14 protein-coding genes and 1 pseudogene are annotated in these 18,246 nt (G+C 51.1%); 7 read left to right on the top strand and 8 right to left on the bottom strand.

All coding sequences use genetic code 11. From position 1 onward, the window contains the following. Positions 1–83: 83 nt before the first annotated feature. A complete protein-coding gene (locus tag ACJJIM_RS16565) occupies positions 84–533 on the bottom strand; it encodes a hypothetical protein (protein ID WP_444911507.1) in 450 nt (149 codons plus the stop codon). A gap of 232 nt (positions 534–765) precedes the next feature. Here ACJJIM_RS16565 and dapB point away from each other — a divergent pair, with 232 nt between their 5' ends. The 7 genes and pseudogenes from dapB to greA all read left to right on the top strand — a co-directional run bounded on the left by dapB (position 766) and on the right by greA (position 9,255). Next, positions 766–1,581, top strand: coding sequence for a 4-hydroxy-tetrahydrodipicolinate reductase (gene dapB, locus ACJJIM_RS16560; protein ID WP_444891981.1), 816 nt, complete (start codon positions 766–768; stop codon positions 1,579–1,581). A 224-nt stretch (positions 1,582–1,805) separates the two neighbouring features. Beyond that, a pseudogene (locus ACJJIM_RS16555) lies at positions 1,806–2,090 on the top strand (ATP-dependent zinc protease family protein); the annotation flags it as partial. A gap of 129 nt (positions 2,091–2,219) precedes the next feature. Further along, a complete protein-coding gene (rimK, locus tag ACJJIM_RS16550; protein ID WP_413665891.1) occupies positions 2,220–3,128 on the top strand; it encodes a 30S ribosomal protein S6--L-glutamate ligase in 909 nt (302 codons plus the stop codon). 168 nt (positions 3,129–3,296) lie between these two features. Beyond that, positions 3,297–3,872, top strand: coding sequence for a YfiR family protein (locus tag ACJJIM_RS16545; protein ID WP_413663272.1), 576 nt, complete (start codon positions 3,297–3,299; stop codon positions 3,870–3,872). 330 nt (positions 3,873–4,202) lie between these two features. Further along, positions 4,203–5,351, top strand: a complete 1,149-nt coding sequence (carA, locus tag ACJJIM_RS16540) for a glutamine-hydrolyzing carbamoyl-phosphate synthase small subunit (RefSeq protein ID WP_282931318.1) — start codon at positions 4,203–4,205, stop codon at positions 5,349–5,351. Between the two features lie 112 nt (positions 5,352–5,463). Continuing rightward, the gene (carB, locus tag ACJJIM_RS16535) at positions 5,464–8,691 is read left to right on the top strand and encodes a carbamoyl-phosphate synthase large subunit (RefSeq protein ID WP_444891977.1); all 3,228 of its coding nucleotides are present in this window, start codon (positions 5,464–5,466) and stop codon (positions 8,689–8,691) included. Positions 8,692–8,778: 87 nt separating this feature from the next. Then, on the top strand, positions 8,779–9,255 hold the full coding sequence (gene greA, locus ACJJIM_RS16530; protein ID WP_413663270.1) for a transcription elongation factor GreA: 477 nt from the start codon (positions 8,779–8,781) through the stop codon (positions 9,253–9,255). Between the two features lie 57 nt (positions 9,256–9,312). Here greA and ACJJIM_RS16525 read toward each other — a convergent pair whose 3' ends face one another. The 7 genes from ACJJIM_RS16525 to ACJJIM_RS16495 all read right to left on the bottom strand — a co-directional run bounded on the left by ACJJIM_RS16525 (position 9,313) and on the right by ACJJIM_RS16495 (position 17,864). Beyond that, positions 9,313–10,188, bottom strand: coding sequence for a hypothetical protein (locus ACJJIM_RS16525; protein WP_444911506.1), 876 nt, complete (start codon positions 10,186–10,188; stop codon positions 9,313–9,315). Between the two features lie 540 nt (positions 10,189–10,728). After that, positions 10,729–11,604 (bottom strand): hypothetical protein, encoded by an 876-nt coding sequence (locus ACJJIM_RS16520; protein WP_444911505.1) that lies wholly within the window; start codon positions 11,602–11,604, stop codon positions 10,729–10,731. Between the two features lie 447 nt (positions 11,605–12,051). Further along, on the bottom strand, positions 12,052–12,933 hold the full coding sequence (locus ACJJIM_RS16515; RefSeq protein ID WP_444911504.1) for a hypothetical protein: 882 nt from the start codon (positions 12,931–12,933) through the stop codon (positions 12,052–12,054). A 294-nt stretch (positions 12,934–13,227) separates the two neighbouring features. After that, positions 13,228–14,118, bottom strand: a complete 891-nt coding sequence (locus ACJJIM_RS16510) for a hypothetical protein (protein WP_413663265.1) — start codon at positions 14,116–14,118, stop codon at positions 13,228–13,230. 306 nt (positions 14,119–14,424) lie between these two features. Next, entirely contained in the window at positions 14,425–15,309 is an 885-nt protein-coding gene (locus ACJJIM_RS16505; RefSeq protein ID WP_444911503.1) for a hypothetical protein, read from the bottom strand. Between the two features lie 410 nt (positions 15,310–15,719). Further along, a complete protein-coding gene (locus ACJJIM_RS16500; RefSeq protein WP_444911502.1) occupies positions 15,720–16,484 on the bottom strand; it encodes a hypothetical protein in 765 nt (254 codons plus the stop codon). A 360-nt stretch (positions 16,485–16,844) separates the two neighbouring features. Beyond that, entirely contained in the window at positions 16,845–17,864 is a 1,020-nt protein-coding gene (locus tag ACJJIM_RS16495; RefSeq protein WP_444911501.1) for a hypothetical protein, read from the bottom strand. Between the last annotated feature and the right edge of the window lie 382 nt (positions 17,865–18,246).

The following is an 18,246-nucleotide window of genomic DNA, read 5'->3' as shown; positions in this document are numbered from 1 at the left end:
GCCTATTCAAAAAGGCTCGAGAGCATTAGCTTTCGAGCCTTTTTTATTTCCAGGCGAGTTTTATCCCCCCAATTGAATGCCTTCTATTGGGAAGTTTTTGTTCTCAAACGGGCCGCGAATTCACTCAGGAATTCCTGTTGGATTTTTTGCGCTTTACGCAGTTGCTCCTTATTTAAAGTACCTTCCAATTCTTTGTGTGTTTCCAGGCTGATAGCTGCGAATTGAGCGCCAATTTCGCCGCGTTGCTTGGGGGTTAGAGCGACCTTTTCGCCACTGAGTAATCCGTATTTTTCCAGCACCGCTTTTTTCTCTGCGAAGCTTTTTTGCATAATGGGTAATACGGTTTTTTCCTGTCCCGGGGTGAGCTGCAAACGCAGCGTCACCCAATCGGTAATATCATCATACTTCTCCCAAAAGTCTGGATTGGCATTTTGCTGCTGGGCAGATGCCGGCGTGCTGCCAAAAGCCAGGCTCAGAGAGATCACTACCACCATGATGTGTGGTAGATGGTTGGACAGGATCATCAGTCGCATATTGGCGCTCCATTTACCCCTCACAGTAAAGCGTAGCAGTGGCCGCTGATATCGCGTTTTGCGCAAGTATCCTCTTGGCAATTTAAAAATATGTGGATATTTCTTTTTGTTTTACTTTTGCGGAGTGACTAGCGATTTTTAGACATGCTAATACTGGCTTACTGGTATCTATGCGCTCTACCGGGTGCGTTGTAGAATCCAGAACCTTATTGATTTGGACTGGAGTGCTGTGATGGCGGTAAAAGTGGCGGTGACGGGATTTGGTGGTCGAATGGGGCGAGCGTTGGCGGAGGCTTTGTCCCTGTCTGATAAAGCCGAACTGTCAGCGGCTATAGTGCGGCCTGGCTCCAGCTTGGTCGGCGCCGATGCCGGTGAAGTTGCCGGTCTGGGCCGCAGCGGCCTCGCTATTGTGGACAGCCTCGATAAGGCAGACTTTGACGTACTTATTGATTTCACTGCCCCTAAAGCGACTGTGGAAAATACTGCCTATTGCGCGGAGAAAAATCTCCCCATTGTAATCGGCACCACGGGCTTTGATAGCGAGCAAAAAAATAAAGTATTGGCTTATGCGGATCAGGTGCCGCTGTGCCTCGCCAGTAATTTTTCCACCGGGGTAAACCTGTGCTTTAAATTGTTGGAAACTGCTGCGCGGGTAATGGCTGAAGAGGCCGATATTGAGATTGTCGAAGCCCATCATCGCCACAAAGTGGATGCACCTTCCGGCACGGCACTGAGTATGGGAGAAGTGATTGCGGAAACTCTGGGGCGCGACCTGGATAAAGTGGCAGTTTACGGCCGCGAAGGTCAAACCGGTGCCCGCGATCGGGACACTATCGGTTTTGCGACAGTGCGCGGTGGTGATGTGGTAGGTGAACACTCGGTGATGTTCCTGGCGGAAGGTGAGCGGGTCGAAATTAGCCACCGCGCCAGCAGCAGGCTCTCTTTTGCTCGCGGTGCCGTGCGCGCGGCACTGTGGATGATGGGAGAGGAGGGGAGTGCGCGGGCGCCGGGGCACTACGATATGCGCGATGTACTCGGCCTTAACTAATCTTACTTAGAGTAAATAAATTCAGCGCCTGCAGGGGCGCTGTGAAAGAAATTTCCGATTTTCATTTGCCCGCCATTTTTGCGGGTAAAACTAAAAGGCCGGCAACATTCGTTCGACCGGTCACCCTGTAACCTTCCTTTGAGGAACCTCGATTGGAAAGAAAGCTGATTGTCGGCAGCGAAGAGTGGTGCGGGCTTCCCGCACTCGGCGTCCCGGCGATTAAGGTGCGTGTGGACTCCGGGGCAAAAACTTCCTGTTTGCACGCGTACAACATCCATACCTTCAAGCGCGATGGCGAACCCTGGGTGAGTTTTGAGGCGCATCCACTGCAGCACCAGCGCCGCCCTTCAGTGCGCTGTGAGGCGCGGCTTTTGGATAAAAGGCTGGTGCGCAGCTCCTCCGGTGAAAGCGAAAAACGCCCGGTAATTCGTACCTCTATTTCCATTGGTGGCAGTGTCTGGGATATCGAACTGACCCTGACCAATCGGGACAGCATGGGCTATCGCATGTTGCTGGGGCGCGAAGCCATGATTGGGCGAATGCTGGTGGACCCGGCTGAGAGCTTCTGTATTGGCGATATCCCGAAAAGCCAGTTGGATGAATATTATCGGGATGAGCACCATATTGCCGGTACTGGCCTGCGCATCGGGCTGCTGGCATCGAACCCGGATCTCTATAGCAACCGGCGCATTATGGAAGCGGGAGCCGAACGCGGACATCGCATGAGTTTTCTCGATATCCGCCAGTGCTATATGAAGCTCGACCCTGATGAGCCGGAAGTGCATTACCGGGATGGTCGCATACTCAATAGCCTGGATGCGGTGATTCCCCGTATTCGCCCCAGTCAGACTTTTTACGGTTGTGCGCTGACGCGGCACTTTGAGAGCCTGGATATTTTTGCCCTGAACGGCTCCGCCGCTATCAGCCAGTCGCGGGATAAATTGTTTTCCCTGCAGTTGCTGCAACAAAGTGGATTAAATATCCCAACCTCTGGGTTTGCCAATTCCCCGGTGGATACCAACGAGCTGATCGAAATGGTGGGCGGTGCGCCACTGGTGGTGAAGTTGCTAGAGGGAACCCAGGGGCGCGGTGTCGTTCTGGCGGAAACCCGCAAGGCTGGGGAATCGGTGATTAATGCGTTTAAGTCCCTCAAGGCCAATCTCCTGGTACAAGAGTTTATTCGCGAGGCGGAGGGTAAGGATCTTCGCCTATTTGTTATCGACGGTCGTGTGGTGGCCTCGATCCAGCGTGAGGCGGCACCGGGGGAATTTCGTGCCAATATTCACCAGGGCGGTACGGCTTCAGTAGTGAAGGTCACCGCCGAGGAGAAGCGCCTGGCGGTCAAGGCTGCCAAGGTGTTGGGGCTCAAAGTGGCGGGTGTGGATATTATTCGCTCCCGCAAGGGGCCGCTGTTATTGGAGGTAAATTCCTCCCCGGGGCTTGAAGGCATCGAGAGCGCTACGCGCAAGGATGTGGCTGGGGCCATGATCATATCTATCGAAAAGGCGTTGAAGTGGCGCCCGATATTGCCGGGGGAGGATCTTTAGGCGCTGTAACTCTGGTCCCGGCGGGGGCCTTTGCGTTGGGCTAACCTGAGTAGGTGGCCGGGCTTTTCGCTGGCGCGCAAATAGAGCCGCAGCGAGCTTTGGCCGCTGCGGGTAACAGCCCACCGCAGCTTCCTTTCGGGAGGTGCAAACCGCAGGGTTTGAGCTTCTATGACGATATCCAGCCCAGGTTCATTTCGCATTATTCCCGCCCTGATACTTTTCCTGTCAGTACTTTTCACTGGTGTGGGTGCCCAGGCTGCGGTGCAGCTCTCCGATACGCCTTTGGGGCGGCGGGTAATGGTGGATTACATAGTGCACTTCGCCTACCACCTGCAGTGGCCGGTCAACGCCTTTGCCAACAGCAGTGCCCCGTTCAAGGTGTGCCTGATGGGTGGGGACTCTCTCGGTGAGCCACTGGCAGCCCGGTTCAAAAATCAGCGTATTGATGGGCGGGATGTAGAGCTTGAGAAGATCGAGGTCAAGGAGATGCTGCGGGCGCGCAAGTGCCAAATTGTGGTGCTGAGTACCCTGGATCGCCCCACACTGCTCAAGGCGTTGGTGGCACTGGAGTTTTTCCCGGTACTGACGGTTAGCGATGCCGAGCGCTTTGCCGCCACTGGCGGTATGATCGAGTTTGCCGACAGCGGCCGGGAGGTGGCCCTGCGTATGAATAAGACCATGCTGGAGAAGGCGGAGCTGAAAATGGGCAGTAGTCTTTTCCGGTTGGGACGTAAGCCGGAGTGAGATTTTCAGGGAAAGTAGCCTGGCGTATTTTTGCACTAGCGTCCAGAGGTGAATTCGCGTAGAATCTGCGCCCGATTTGGGCCGGTGCCGCGAAGCTGAATCGCGCAGCGTGAGCCTACTAAAAAGCTGGCGGCAACCGTCGGCCACTTTGTGAGAATCACGCGTGAACAGATTTTTAAAGCGAGATGAAGCTGCGATGTTTCATCTCGCTTTTTTATGCGCGCACCAGTCAGGAGCCCGCGTGCTCCGAAGCCCGCAAACCCCGCCCGGAAGCAGTTCTGAAGATTGGAGTTCAATTTGACTAAAGCTGTCCCTACGTCGGAGGCTTTCATGCCCCACAACTTTATGCAGAGTACAACTCCCGCGCTGCTGGTGCTCGCAGATGGTAGTGTCTTTGAAGGACGCGCAATCGGTGCCCATGGCAGTTCTGTTGGCGAGGTCGTGTTCAACACATCCATGACCGGCTACCAGGAGATCCTCACCGATCCCTCCTACGCCCGCCAGATTGTGACTCTGACCTACCCGCACATCGGCAACACTGGCACCAACCAGGAAGACGAAGAGTGCGCTGATATCTGGGCCGCCGGCCTGGTAATCCGCGACCTGCCGCTGCTGGCCAGCAGCTTCCGCAACGAGCAGTCCCTGGAGGACTACCTGCGCGAGCGCAATATCGTTGGTATCGCCGATATCGACACTCGTCGCCTGACCCGCCTGCTGCGCGACAAAGGTGCGCAGAGCGGTTGCATCGTTGCCGGTGACAATATCGACCGCGAAGAAGCCCTGGCCAAGGCCAAGGAATTTGCCGGTCTAAAAGGGATGGACCTGGCCAAGGTAGTGAGCACCAAGGAAGCCTACCCCTTTAGCGAAGGTACCTGGGAACTGGGCGAAGGCCACAAGGCCGCGCCGGAACAGCCCTTCAAAGTAGTGGCTTACGACTTCGGTGTGAAGCGCAATATCCTGCGTATGCTGGTGGATCGCGGCTGTGACATCACCGTAGTACCGGCGGAGACCCCGGCTTCCGAAGTACTGGCGATGAATCCCAACGGTGTATTCCTGTCCAATGGCCCCGGCGACCCCGAGCCCTGTGAGTACGCGATCACCGCTATCCGCGAAATCCTGGACGCGGGCATCCCTACCTACGGCATCTGCCTGGGCCACCAGTTGTTGGGCCTGGCGGTGGGCGGTAAAACTGCCAAGATGAAGTTCGGTCACCACGGTGGTAACCACCCGGTACAAGACCTGAACAGCACCAAGGTGATGATCACCGCGCAGAACCACGGTTTCGAAGTGGACGCCGACAGCCTGCCGGACAATGTGGAAGTTACCCACAAGTCCCTGTTCGACGGTACCTTGCAGGGTATTCACCTGAAGGACAAGCCGGCCTTCAGCTTCCAGGGACACCCGGAAGCGAGCCCGGGCCCACACGATGTGGCGCCGTTGTTCGACCACTTTATCGATTTGATGAAAGAGCGCGCCTAAGGGCGTAGCCGCCCAGGGTAGGGCAATTAACCGCCGCTTTTGCGGCGGTTTTAACAAGAAACGAATGAAATTTAGCGCAGCCGGCCTTTGCCGGTAGTAGAACGGAAGAAAGATGCCAAAACGCACAGATATCCAAAGCATTCTGATTATCGGCGCAGGCCCCATCGTGATCGGCCAGGCGTGCGAATTTGACTACTCCGGCGCCCAGGCCTGTAAGGCGCTGCGCGAAGAGGGTTACCGGGTGATCCTGGTGAACTCCAACCCGGCCACCATCATGACCGACCCGGCCATGGCCGATGCCACTTACATCGAGCCGGTAGAGTGGCGTACCGTTGCCAAGATTATTGAGCAGGAGCGTCCCGACGCCATCCTGCCTACCATGGGTGGCCAGACAGCACTGAACTGCGCCCTGGACCTGGATAAGCACGGTGTCCTGAAGGAATTCAATGTCGAGCTGATCGGTGCGGACAAAGACGCTATCGAGAAAGCGGAAGACCGCGACCTGTTCGACAAGGCGATGAAGGCCATCGGCCTGGAAACTCCGCGCGCCAAGATCGTCCACTCCATGGAAGAGGCGAAGAAAGTACCGGAAGAGTTCGGCTTCCCGGTAATTATCCGCCCGTCCTTCACCATGGGTGGTTCCGGTGGTGGTGTGGCCTATAACTGGCCGGAGTTTGAAGAGATCTGTAAGCGCGGACTCGACCTCTCCCCCACTAACGAACTGTTGATCGACGAATCCCTGCTCGGCTGGAAAGAGTACGAGATGGAAGTGGTTCGCGATAAGAACGACAACTGCATCATCGTATGTTCCATCGAGAACTTCGACCCGATGGGCGTACACACCGGTGACTCCATCACCGTTGCCCCGGCGCAGACGCTGACCGACAAGGAATACCAGCTGATGCGCAACGCTTCTATCGCGGTACTGCGCGAGATCGGCGTTGAGACTGGCGGCTCCAACGTACAGTTCGGCGTTTGCCCGAAGACTGGCCGCGTAGTTGTGATCGAGATGAACCCCCGCGTATCCCGCTCCTCCGCACTGGCCTCCAAGGCCACCGGCTTCCCGATCGCCAAGGTCGCGGCCAAGCTGGCAGTGGGTTACACCCTGGATGAGTTGCAGAACGATATCACTGGTGGTGCTACCCCTGCGTCCTTCGAGCCGTCTATCGATTACGTTGTCACCAAGATTCCGCGCTTCACCTTTGAGAAATTTGGTGAAGCCGATGCGCGCCTGACCACCCAGATGAAGTCTGTGGGTGAAGTGATGGCGATCGGCCGTACCTTCCAGGAGTCCATGCAGAAAGCCCTGCGCGGTCTGGAAGTGGGCAGCTTCGGCCTGGAAAGTAAAATTGACCCGAGCAAAGACGGCGCTGAGACCCGTCTGCGCAGCGAACTCTCCGTTCCAGGTGCCGAGCGCATCTGGTACGTGGGCGACGCCTTCCGTATGGGCATGAGCGTCGGCGAAGTTTACGACCTGTCCGGTATCGATCCCTGGTTCCTGGTACAGATCGAAGAGCTGATCAAAATCGAAGAGCCGCTCAAGTCACTGCCTACCTCGGCGCTGACTACTGAGCAAATGCGCTTCCTCAAGCGCAAAGGCTTCTCCGATCGCCGCTTGGCGGACCTGTTGGGGGTGAGCCAGAAGACTGTGCGCGAGTTCCGCCACAAGCTGGGTGTATTCCCGTCTTACAAGCGCGTGGACACCTGTGCTGCTGAGTTCAGCACCTCTACTGCTTACATGTACTCCACCTACGATGAGGAGTGCGAAGCGCAGCCGTCCGACAAGAAGAAAATCATGGTACTCGGCGGTGGCCCCAACCGTATCGGCCAGGGCATCGAGTTCGACTACTGCTGTGTACACGCCGCACTGGCGATGCGCGAAGACGGTTACGAGACCATCATGGTCAACTGTAACCCGGAGACTGTTTCCACCGACTACGACACTTCCGACCGCCTCTACTTCGAGCCGGTAACTCTGGAAGACGTGCTGGAAATTGTTGCCAAAGAGAAGCCGGAAGGCGTGATCGTACAGTTCGGCGGCCAGACTCCGCTGAACCTGGCGCGCTACCTGGCCAACGAAGGTGTGCCGATTATCGGTACTACCCCAGAGCAGATCGACCGCGCCGAAGACCGCGAGCGTTTCCAGCAGATGATCATGCGTCTCGGCCTCAAGCAGCCGAAGAACGCCATCGTGCGCTCTGTTTCCGAAGCCATCCAGGCGGCGAAAGACGTGGGCTACCCGCTGGTTGTGCGCCCGTCTTACGTACTGGGTGGCCGCGCCATGGAGATCGTCTACAAAGAAGACGAGCTGCTCACTTATATGAAAGAAGCGGTACAGGTTTCCGACGAAGCGCCGGTACTGCTGGACCACTTCCTCAACGCCGCTATTGAGGTGGATATCGATGCGGTGTCCGATGGCAAGGACGTTGTGATCGGCGCCATCATGCAGCACATTGAACAGTGTGGTGTTCACTCCGGTGACTCCGCCTGCTCCCTGCCGCCTTATAGCCTGCCGGCGGATGTGCAGGACCGTATGCGCGAAGAAGTGAAAGCCATGGCTCGCGAGCTGGGCGTAGTTGGCTTGATGAACACCCAGCTGGCCTACCAGGACGGCGAGATCTACGTGATCGAGGTGAACCCGCGCGCTTCCCGAACTGTACCTTTCGTCTCCAAGTGCATAGGCACTTCACTGGCGAAAGTGGCTGCGCGCTGTCAGGCGGGTATCAGCCTACAGGAGCAGGGCTTTACTGAAGAGATCGTACCGGACTACTACTCCGTTAAAGAGTCTGTATTCCCGTTCAACAAGTTCCCGAAAGTGGACCCGATTCTCGGCCCCGAGATGAAATCCACCGGCGAAGTAATGGGCGTAGGCGCTACCTTCGCAGAAGCCTTCGACAAGGGCCTGGTTGCCGCAGGCGACCGCCTGCCGGAGTCCGGACGCGCATTTATCTCTGTGCGTGACTTCGACAAGGCCGACGCAGTGGGCGTAGCTCGCGATCTGGTGGAGCTTGGCTTCGAAGTAATTGCCAGTCGCGGCACCGCCAAGGTCTTGCAAGAAAACAATATTCCCGTTACAACCGTCAACAAGATGAGTGAAGGTCGCCCGCATATCGTCGATATGATTAAGAACGACGAGATTGCACTGGTAGTGAACACTACCGAAGGGCGCCAGGCGATTCGCGACTCTGCGGATATCCGTCGCAGTGCCGAGAACCACCAGGTGTGTTACACCACCACCCTGGCAGCGGCCCAGGCCATGGCTATGGCCATGCGTCAGGAGCAGCCGCTACAGGTTCGCCGCCTGCAAGACCTTCACCAGCGTGTCGTAAAGCTGTCTTAATAGCTTTAAAACCAACTTGTGAAATCCAACCGGGCCCCGTGATCTCACTGGGCCCGGTTTCGTCGTAACAATAATGGAGGTCCCACATTGAACCGGGTACCAATGACCGTTGAAGGCGCAGAAGCGCTGCGCTCAGAGCTGGACAATCTGAAAAAAGTTGAACGCCCTACCGTTGTACAGGCGATTGCTGAAGCGCGCGAACACGGTGATTTGAAGGAAAATGCCGAATACCACGCGGCGCGGGAAAAGCAGGGCTTTATCGAAGGCCGTATCCAGGAAATCGAAAGCAAGCTTTCCCACTCTCTGGTCATTGATGTGAAAAGCATCGAGCCCAGTGACAAGGTAATTTTCGGTACTACGGTAACGATTATTCACCTGGATGACGATAAGGAAGTCACATACAAAATTGTGGGTGACGACGAGGCCGATGTTAAAAAGCACAAGATCTCGGTGAACTCTCCGATTGCCCGTGCGTTGATCGGCAAGGAAGTGGGTGATGTGGTGGTAGTCCAAACACCTTCCGGTGCGGTGGAGTACGAAATCGATGCGGTTGAGCACCTGTAAATTCCAGGTGATAAAAAAGGGGCGGCCATGGGCCGCCCTTTTTTGTTGTTGCCAGCTCTACTGAGAAATGTAGCTCTGGTTAGCATGGCCAGATTGCATTACTGTAGCAGTTTCATATTGGCCGAACTGACTTACAAGACTGTTGTTATTGTGTCCGGATTGGCGTGCCATAGCCACATGCCCTTCACCAATCTGCCCCAGGTACACATCATTGTGGTGGCCTCTTTGTCTGGATCTTGCGTTATTGCCGAATCCAGCCTGAGAGATATCTGCCTCGTGATTGTGGCCCCGCTGGCGCATACGGGCATAGTGGCCTTCACCAATCTGGCGGATATCACCGTCGTTAGATTCTCCAGATTGGCGCATACCGGCATCGTGGCTGGCACCGGTTTGGAATGTGTCTCCATTGTTTAGCTCACCCCGCTGCCTTAATGCCGACTGGGAACCAAAGCTTAAAACCTGAGTGACAGTTGCGGTGTTGTGGCTGTCGTGCTGGGTAATCTCAGCCATATTACCTGCCCCTTCCAGCTGAAAGGTCAGGGCAAAGTGATTGCTGCCGGACTGCTGATGCATGGAATAGCTGCCGGTCTGCGAGACCTGAATAGTCTCTGAAACATTGTAGGTTCCCGACTGCAGGCTGAATGCCTCGTTCTCAAGTCCACCAGTTTGCAGTATTTCGGCTGTGTGGTGATCACCTTCCTGGTACTGGCTCGCATAGCTACTTTGTTCACCAGAATGAACTATATCTGCGCTGTTGTGGTCCCCATTCTGCTCCTGCATGGCTGAGTTGTGTGAGGTGTTTGGACCTACCTGGGTGATAGTTCCGAGGTTGTGGCCTCCATCCTGATCTTGGGTGGCGGTGTTAAAGTCGGCATAAGCGGTTCCGCTTACAGCCAAAGTTAAGGCTATGGCGATTGGTGTCAAGGTTTTCATGAATGTCTCCATTACTGCAAACTTCAATGCGCATTACATGGTGGAATAGCAGCCAAAAAGGCTGAAGAATCTGGCAAGTGATCCTGTGCCAGGGGTTTTACAGCAGGTATACCTCACTGGAGGAAAAGGTATCTCTGTAAATAGGTAGGACAGCGCTGCTACATAGGCATGGTCGCCAGTGCAAGAGCAGAGGAAGAGAGTAGGGATGATGCATTTTGGTGGCTTCCCTGATACTGCTTAGGAGTCCAAAATTTTGTTCCGCCTTCATCAGTTTTGCTGAAATCGGAGTGAGTCGCTATAGGAAAGAAGTTGTAAATTCCTGAGAAGAAAGTTCTATTTTCTGATCTTGCCCCCCCTTTTCTTAGTATTGCTTTTAACTCTCTAATCCTGGAAGAGAGGAGAACTCATGTTGGGCAGAAATGCATAAAAAATCCGGAATCCTTGCTAGGAGTTCCGGATTTTTCTAGCTTAATCAGAAAGCAGAAGTGCTTAATTGACTAGCGCTGAGCTATTGGTTGCCCTTTTTAATTGCAGCCAGGGCTACTGCCAAACGTAACTTTGGTTAGCGTGGCCAGACTGCATTACCGTAGCAGTTTCATAGAGGCCGAACTGTCCCACCAGGCTATTGTTGTTGTGCCCTGATTGGCGTGCCGAAGCGGTGTGTCCGGAACCAATCTGCCCCAGGTACACATCATTGTGGTGGCCTCTCTGGCGTGCGCGTGCGCTGTGGTCATACCCAGCCTGAGAAATATCCGCTTCCTGGTTGTGGCCACGCTGACGCATACGGGCGTAGTGATCACCACCTACCTGACGAATATCACCATCATTGGATTCACCGGACTGGCGCATGCCGGCATCGTGGCCAAAGCCGCTCTGGAAGGTATCTGCGTTGTGCAGCTCTCCTCTCTGACGGATAACGGTCTCAGAGCCAACGCTAACAACCTGGGTGGCGGTTGCCGTGTTGTGGCTGTCCATCTGGCTAATCATCACCATGTTGCCAACACCTGCAAATTGATAGGTGAGGGCGTAGTGGTTGTCCCCAGATTGCTGATGGGCGGAGTAGCTGCCGAGCTGTCCAATCTGGTAGGTCTCAGACACGTTGGTGGTGCCGGACTGGAAGCTGAACGACTCGTTGCCGGCACCACCGCTTTGCAGCAACTCCGCTGAATGGTGATCACCTTCCTGGTACTGGTACCCATAGCTGCCGAGTTCAATGCTATGAGTGATCTCTGCATCATTGCTATGGCCATGCTGTTCCTGCATAGCGTTGTTATCCCAGGTCAGCGGCCCGGTCTGATCGATAGTGGCATTGTTGTGGCCGCCATTCTGGTCCTGAGTGGCAGTGTTGCCGCCCGCGTAAGCGGTTCCACTGATGGCCAGGGTTAGGGCTACAGCGATAGGGGTCAAAGTCTTCATGAGTGTCTCCATTACTACAAACTTCAATGAGCATCACATGGTGAAATACCAGCCTAAGTGGCTGAAAAGGGGTGGCACGTCATCCTGCGCCGAGGGTTTTACAGCAGGTGCACCTAGCCTGGGGGGTAGGTATCACTGTAAAGAGGGGGAGCAGCGTTGCCGCAAAGGCATTGCCGCCAGTCAAACAGGTAAGTGGGAGAGTAGGACTGATACATTTTGATGGCTTCCCTGATACTGCTTAGGAGTCCAAAATTTCGTTCCGTCCTCAATATTCTTGCTGGGAATTGAGGCAGTGGCTATAGGAGAGAAGTTGTAAATCCTTGAGAAGAAAGTTCTATTGCAGAGTTCTAATTTCACTTTTCTCTCTCTATAGCTTTTGCCTGTTGCTATGAATAGCGCGGGGATTTAAGTCGGATTTTTTGATTGGCAATTTTGCTGCGAGCCTATTTACTGGGAAATATGGCTGCTGTTGGAAATGCCGATCTGTAGGGTGTTGCTGGATGCTCCCGCTCTCACCTGATTGGTTTGGACCTGGTTAAATAAGCCAATCTGGGTGCTACTGGCCATTTGATTCAGACCTAGTTGAGAAAATGAAACGTTATTTTCCAGCCCAATTTGGTTTGACTGGTTGGTATTTCCAACACCAACTTGCAAAGAATTTGCTGAATTTAACAACCCTTCCTGTGAAGCTGATGATGAATTTCCCGTGCCCAGCTGCTCCATTTCGGAAAAGTTAAGTGCGCCTGCCTGGGTAATTGAAGATTCATGAGCGATGCCGGTTTGCTCACTGACACCTAAATTAAGCAAACCCGCCTGTGAGATTGAGGCATTACCGGTAAAACTGAATACTTGTGCCACGGCGGCGACATTGGCTCTATCTGTCTGCTCAATATTGATGCTGTTATTGGCCCCGGAAATCTGTACCGTGGTGGCAACCTGTCCCTGGCCATCCTGAGTATGTAGGGAGAAACCATTTATTTGGTTAACTTGCCGTGTGAGTGATCTGCTATTAGAGCCAATCTGTACGCTCTGTCCCGCATTGTCGCTCCCAGTAGATTGGGAGACTCTGGAAAAATGATTACGGCCAGTTTGAAATTGGGAAATTGTGCTGTTGATTTCTATGGATTGAATGCCGGTGGCGTCATTAAAAAAGCCAATTTGCTCTTGTAGGATTAAGTTGCCCTCATTAAGCGGAAACCTCTGGTTGGCAACGGCATTGTTGCCAATACCAACCTGTATCTGCTCTACGGTTTGGTCATTCCCAAAGGCGGAATTGACGGAAAGAAATGCGATAAATGTGACTACCGGCGAGTAAATAACTTTTTTCACGAATACCTCCACGACTACATAACAAGGAGCATGAAAATTACGGCTTTAAAGTGCGGTGTTGGCAAGCAAACATAGGTAAATTACCACTGGAAATTAAATTCCGGACAGTAATTATTAAGAGCGCTAAAAGCGAATTGACCCAACTACCGCTATTTTCATTGTTGATGGCGGTATAGTAAGTTTCTATAGGGCTTTATTCTCAATTTAATGAGAAATAAGTATCAAGAAATGAGTGCTTTTACCTCAGGAATCCAGTCGGAATAAGTTGACCTTACTCCGACTGGAATAACTTCGTTACTGTAAAACCACTGCCGTATTACCGGTACCGGTTTGGGTAATATTGGCAGATTGGGAGAAACCATTTTGAATCACAGTTGCGTCATTCATACTGCCAGACTGATTGACGATCACCATATGGCCACCGCCTAGTCCACCATTGCCGGCTTGCATAATATTGGCGGAATTTAAGTAGCCATCCTGGGTGACGTAGGCACTGTTATACCAGGATACTTGCACGATGGTGGCCATGTTGCCCTCGCCATCCTGATAGAGGTCCAATTCGTTGTACATATCTGACTGGGCGACATCTGCGCTGTTGGCGGCGCCGATCTGTTGGATACTGGCGTAGTGCCCGGTGCCTTCCTGGCTGATTATGGCCTCATGGCTTGAGCCTTGCTGGAATATCAACGCATCGGAATTAAAGCTTGCATATTGTCCAATTAATGCGCCGTGGAGTTCGCCCATTTGCTCAATAACAGAGACGTTATCGCTACCGAGGTGTTGTTGGATCTCTGCTTCGTTACCGGACCCCACCTGGCGTATTGTCGATTGCCCATGCTGTGTGGCTAATTGATAGCTACTGGCACGATTATTAGAGCCCGACTGGAATATTTCTACGCTATTTGCGATCCCATCCATTTGCAGGCTATAGGCGTCGTTGAGGCTGCCTTCTTGTATTTGGATAATTGAGCTTTCTATTTCGTTTTGCTGTACGGCCTCTGCAATATGAGCAGAGCCGTCTTGACTGATCTCCAGGTGATTATCGATAGCGCTTGGGTCAGTTTGATCCGCTACAGCTGAGTTACTGGAGCCACTTTGGGTGATTAATGTAGTATTTTCTGCAGCATAACCCAAGCTGGTGGCAGATATCGCCAATACCAGTGGAATTACGGTAATCTTCTGCACGGCTAACTCCTGTGTATTACCGTCTAGTGGTAAATCCGGTCGTTAAAACTTTTGCCTGTGTTACCTGTGAAGTGAGTAACGTCAAAATGTGAGAAATCGTTTACATGGAAAACTGTAGACGAAGAATTTTGAAACCTCTGCTACGTAAGAAAATATTGATGCAGTATTTTTATCAGGTAAGGAAAGAATGCCATTCTTTGGGTAGCTTTGTGAGTGATTCATAAATTAAAGCTGGCATAGAAAAATGCATTCTTTCCCCTATTTATATTGAAGACATAATGATCTTCAGTGGGAAGGAACATTTCGCTACTGTATGATGATTCCTTGGTTTAACACACCATTCTGAATGCCAATAGCCGTTTGATTGTCGACGCTTTGGGTAATAGTATGAAGGTTAGTTGTTCCTATCTGGGTACTGCTTGCAGTTTGCATTGCTCCAGCTTGATCCACGATGGACATATTGCCAGTACCATCTTGTAGCGTAGAAACCAACAAAATATCTCCCGTCTGGGTCTGGGTACTAATGTTACCATCTCCTATCTGGGTACTTGTTGCTACCAGGATGTCACCCGTTTGTATAGAAAAATAAGTATTCAGATTGCCCGTTTGCGAGGAGGTCAACAGATTATCAAACCCTGTTTGTTCGGCATCTGCGCTATTTTGATCACCCGTTTGAGACACATTTAGGCTGTTAAACGTGGTGGTAGTTTGAGTCACTAACATCTGGTTATCAAAACCAGACTGATAGAGGTTGACTGTATCGAAACTACTGTCTGTTTGGGAGAAAATGATGTCATTTGCAGAATTGAACTGAGAAATGTCAACAAAGCTGGAAGAAGTACTGTCTTGTAAAGTAGAGGCGAAATTTCCAGCGCCCTCCTGATAGATATTTACCTCTGCATCATCTGAAAAATTAGTTTGAGTCGAGTCAGCTTCATTCCCCAGCGTTACCTGTTCATGCCTGATGATACTCAAGTTGGTTGAAGTGTCTTGCAAGCTATTGCTAACCTGTGCTTCATCTGCCTGAATAACCTCAATAAAGTTGTTAGTTGCCGTTGGGTCTACTTGGTTTGCAGTCACCTGGTGATTGTTACCCGTTTGTTCCACGGTAGTTGTATTTCCATCCGCATAAGCAATTGACCCGACAAGGCATAAACTGATGCCCACGGAAATTGGTGTATGGATTCGCATCGATATCTCCGATTGAAGGTAAGGTGGATTTTTCTTATCCCCATGATTTCAGTTGCGGTGAAGCATCAAGCCTAGGAAGGACAAAAGACTCCATAGATAGGGTATGGCATTTATTGCGCAAGGAGTTTGGCACACCTTGTTTTATTGCTATCCCTAATAGGTATTATCACTGGAGTACCTGATAATAACCTGATGCTGGTATGAGTTTTATCGTAAGCCTCAAGTATTGCTATGGGAAGTTAGTGCCTAAAAAATAGGAAAAACTTCTTTGTTGTTGTTTTTTGCGTTACCTGGATGTGCCTGTAAAGGGATACGATAAACGGATTTAAGCGATAGGTTTGTAGAGCTATAGTGAGGTTTAGATTGGGCTACCTGTTAGAGTAGCCCGTTAATAAACAACTAAACAGATGTTATTGAAAAATAAAGCCCATATTATTACTGCCATTTTGAGTGGCATTGGCTGTTTGGCTGATGCCGTTCTGGCCGGTCTGGTGCGAGTTGTTTGTACCTATTTGCAAAGTGGTTGCCAAATTATTACTACCTCCTTGATTCATATTAATCATATTCATAGAGCCTATTTGAGTCGATAATCCAGTTGCGAATGTCCCGAATTGTCCATGAAAAGAGGTGTTGTTATCACCATCCTGCATAATGGTGATTGAGCCCTGCTGACTACTTTGTACAGCACTGATTGTATTGGAGGTACCAATCTGAGTGGCATCAATCAAGTGGGCCAGACCTGTCTGCGTATATCCAGCACCATTTGAATCTCCAGATTGTGAAGATATGGTGGTACTTGAGTCGCTATTTGCTTGGGTAACTGTAGCAAGGTTTTGAGTGCCAAATTGCTCAAAGTCGGCATTGTCAGAAACGCTATTTACCTGGCTGATAGTGGCAGACTGAAGGGTTCCGAATTGCTCAACACTACCGCTGCTGGTTGTTGTATTAGTTTGGCTTGTAGTTACGCTGTGACTAACGCCGTCCTGGTAAACAGTCGCTGTTGTATTAGAAGCTGCCGTTTGAGTTGAAAAAATGGAGTTGCTGTCTCCGAGTTGTTCCTGATCAATTCCATTAGAGGTGCTATTTGTTTGCTGCGTAGCATTAGCAGTATTTAGATTCCCGGTCTGAATTTGAGTAACTAAATTTCCAATAGCAGTAGGATCACCCTGATCCACAGTGGCACTATTGGTTAATCCGCTTTGTGAAATGGTAGCGGTATTATTAGATGCGACAGCATTGTAGCTTGGGACACACAGGAAGAGTCCGATGGCTAACGTTTGGTAACGTATCATTTTATCTCCGTGGAATTTTAATTTTGAATATAAAAGATCTTGAACAGCTTGAATGAAACGGCGAAGCTGATTATCTGGTAGATATAGTGATTTTTACTTCTTAAACACAATATATGCAGAAATATTGTAGAGTGTTCTCTTATGGTGGCTATGAGAACTTAGTATGGATAAATTGAGATTAAAGTTTGTGAGATAATTTATTCGTTAAAAAAGGCCGACTTTAACAGTCGGCCTTTATCTTGATTACTGAATAATTACTGCCACATTGCCATCGCCCACCTGGGCGGGTGCGGCTGCGTTGAAGTCACCTACTTGGGTCACAGTTATGGTGTTGAAGTTGCCAACTTGTGATGATGTAGCGCTATTGAAATCGCCAGGTTGTGTCACGGTCAGGTTATTGAAAGTACCATCCTGAGCAGCCTGGGAGAAGTTATCGAAACCACTTTGGGTAACGACAGCAACATTAGTGAGTCCCACTTGTTCTGTGTATGCCCAGTGGTCACCGCCACTTTGGTTGTGGACCAAAGTCTGGGTAGTACCGTTTTGTAAGCCCTCACTGTAGTTTCCGTCATCAGTCTGGCTAAAGAACAAGGTGTTGAAAGAACCATCCTGGAAGGAGAAGGTCGAGCTGTTGCTCGCAGATATTTGCTGGTGAGCGACAGTGTTAGTATCACCCGCCTGGATCATATTCATGGTGTTCTGCGTGCTATTACTTTGCGTTGCAGAAGCGGTGCCATTGGTGCCGGTTTGAGTAATAATTGCGCTATTCAATGAGGTCAGGGTTTGAATGGCGACTGCCACATTACCGTCACCGGATTGATTAACTACAGCAGTGTCATTTGCGCTGGTAGTCTGGGCAATAGTTGCATCTTGCGGGCCACCACTTTGATTTATCACGGCAACACTGGTATCTACAAAGCTCTGAGTAGTCGATGCAAACTGGCCGTCATTTATCTGGGTGATGGTAGCCACTGGCACATTGGAATCGTTTTGGAATGATTCCGCGTAATTCATATCTCCTACTTGAGTTTGAGTAATTACTCCCGAATCGTTATTGCTGGATTGCTCAGCATAAACTTCATTCGTATCACCAGTTTGAGTCTGGGTGATAACATTGTTGGTTACCGTTGGATCACTCTGATCAGCGGTTGCCATGTTACCAGTACCGTTCTGATTGAGAATGGCGGTATTGTTCGTGGCGAGGGCTCCGGTGCTGGCAATCGCCAGAAGAACACTGGCGGCAATAGGTGTGTACTTGGTCATCTGTAACTCCATATAGATGTCAAATATCGCTGTACAGCTTTTACAAACAAAAGGAAAACAGCATCATTTGATATTGGGAGAGTCTCATTTTCAGGCATACTACAACTTTGTCTGAAGTATGTGAGGAAACTGGGATGAACCCGACTGCTTATTAACCTTCACATTCCTTGTGAAAACCTAGCAATATCATTTAAACAGCAGCTTGATGCTGATTAGAGTTTTGTCGTCTTTTGGAGTTACAGCCATAGGACGGAAGTGTCGAAACTTTAGGAATAAAGTTCTTTTTTGAACTAGCTATGGAAAATAATGTCAGCTGATTTGGGGGGCATTAAATGCATGACATGGTTGTTTCATGCGAATTTAGGGGCTAGTAATAATTAAA

Source organism: Microbulbifer maximicatervae (SeqCode) (assembly GCF_052467615.1).
The sequence above is the reverse complement of the archived record's forward strand: the minus strand, read 5'-3'. Positions and strand labels throughout refer to the sequence as shown.

What these genes read in the sequence shown, in the direction of transcription:
- ACJJIM_RS16565 (WP_444911507.1), bottom strand. Translation starts at nt 533, where the DNA reads ATGCGACTGATGATCCTGTCCAACCATCTACCACACATCATGGTGGTA.
- dapB (WP_444891981.1), top strand. Translation starts at nt 766, where the DNA reads ATGGCGGTAAAAGTGGCGGTGACGGGATTTGGTGGTCGAATGGGGCGA.
- ACJJIM_RS16545 (WP_413663272.1), top strand. Translation starts at nt 3,297, where the DNA reads ATGACGATATCCAGCCCAGGTTCATTTCGCATTATTCCCGCCCTGATA.
- carA (WP_282931318.1), top strand. Translation starts at nt 4,203, where the DNA reads ATGCCCCACAACTTTATGCAGAGTACAACTCCCGCGCTGCTGGTGCTC.
- carB (WP_444891977.1), top strand. Translation starts at nt 5,464, where the DNA reads ATGCCAAAACGCACAGATATCCAAAGCATTCTGATTATCGGCGCAGGC.
- ACJJIM_RS16525 (WP_444911506.1), bottom strand. Translation starts at nt 10,188, where the DNA reads ATGAAAACCTTGACACCAATCGCCATAGCCTTAACTTTGGCTGTAAGC.
- ACJJIM_RS16520 (WP_444911505.1), bottom strand. Translation starts at nt 11,604, where the DNA reads ATGAAGACTTTGACCCCTATCGCTGTAGCCCTAACCCTGGCCATCAGT.
- ACJJIM_RS16505 (WP_444911503.1), bottom strand. Translation starts at nt 15,309, where the DNA reads ATGCGAATCCATACACCAATTTCCGTGGGCATCAGTTTATGCCTTGTC.
- ACJJIM_RS16495 (WP_444911501.1), bottom strand. Translation starts at nt 17,864, where the DNA reads ATGACCAAGTACACACCTATTGCCGCCAGTGTTCTTCTGGCGATTGCC.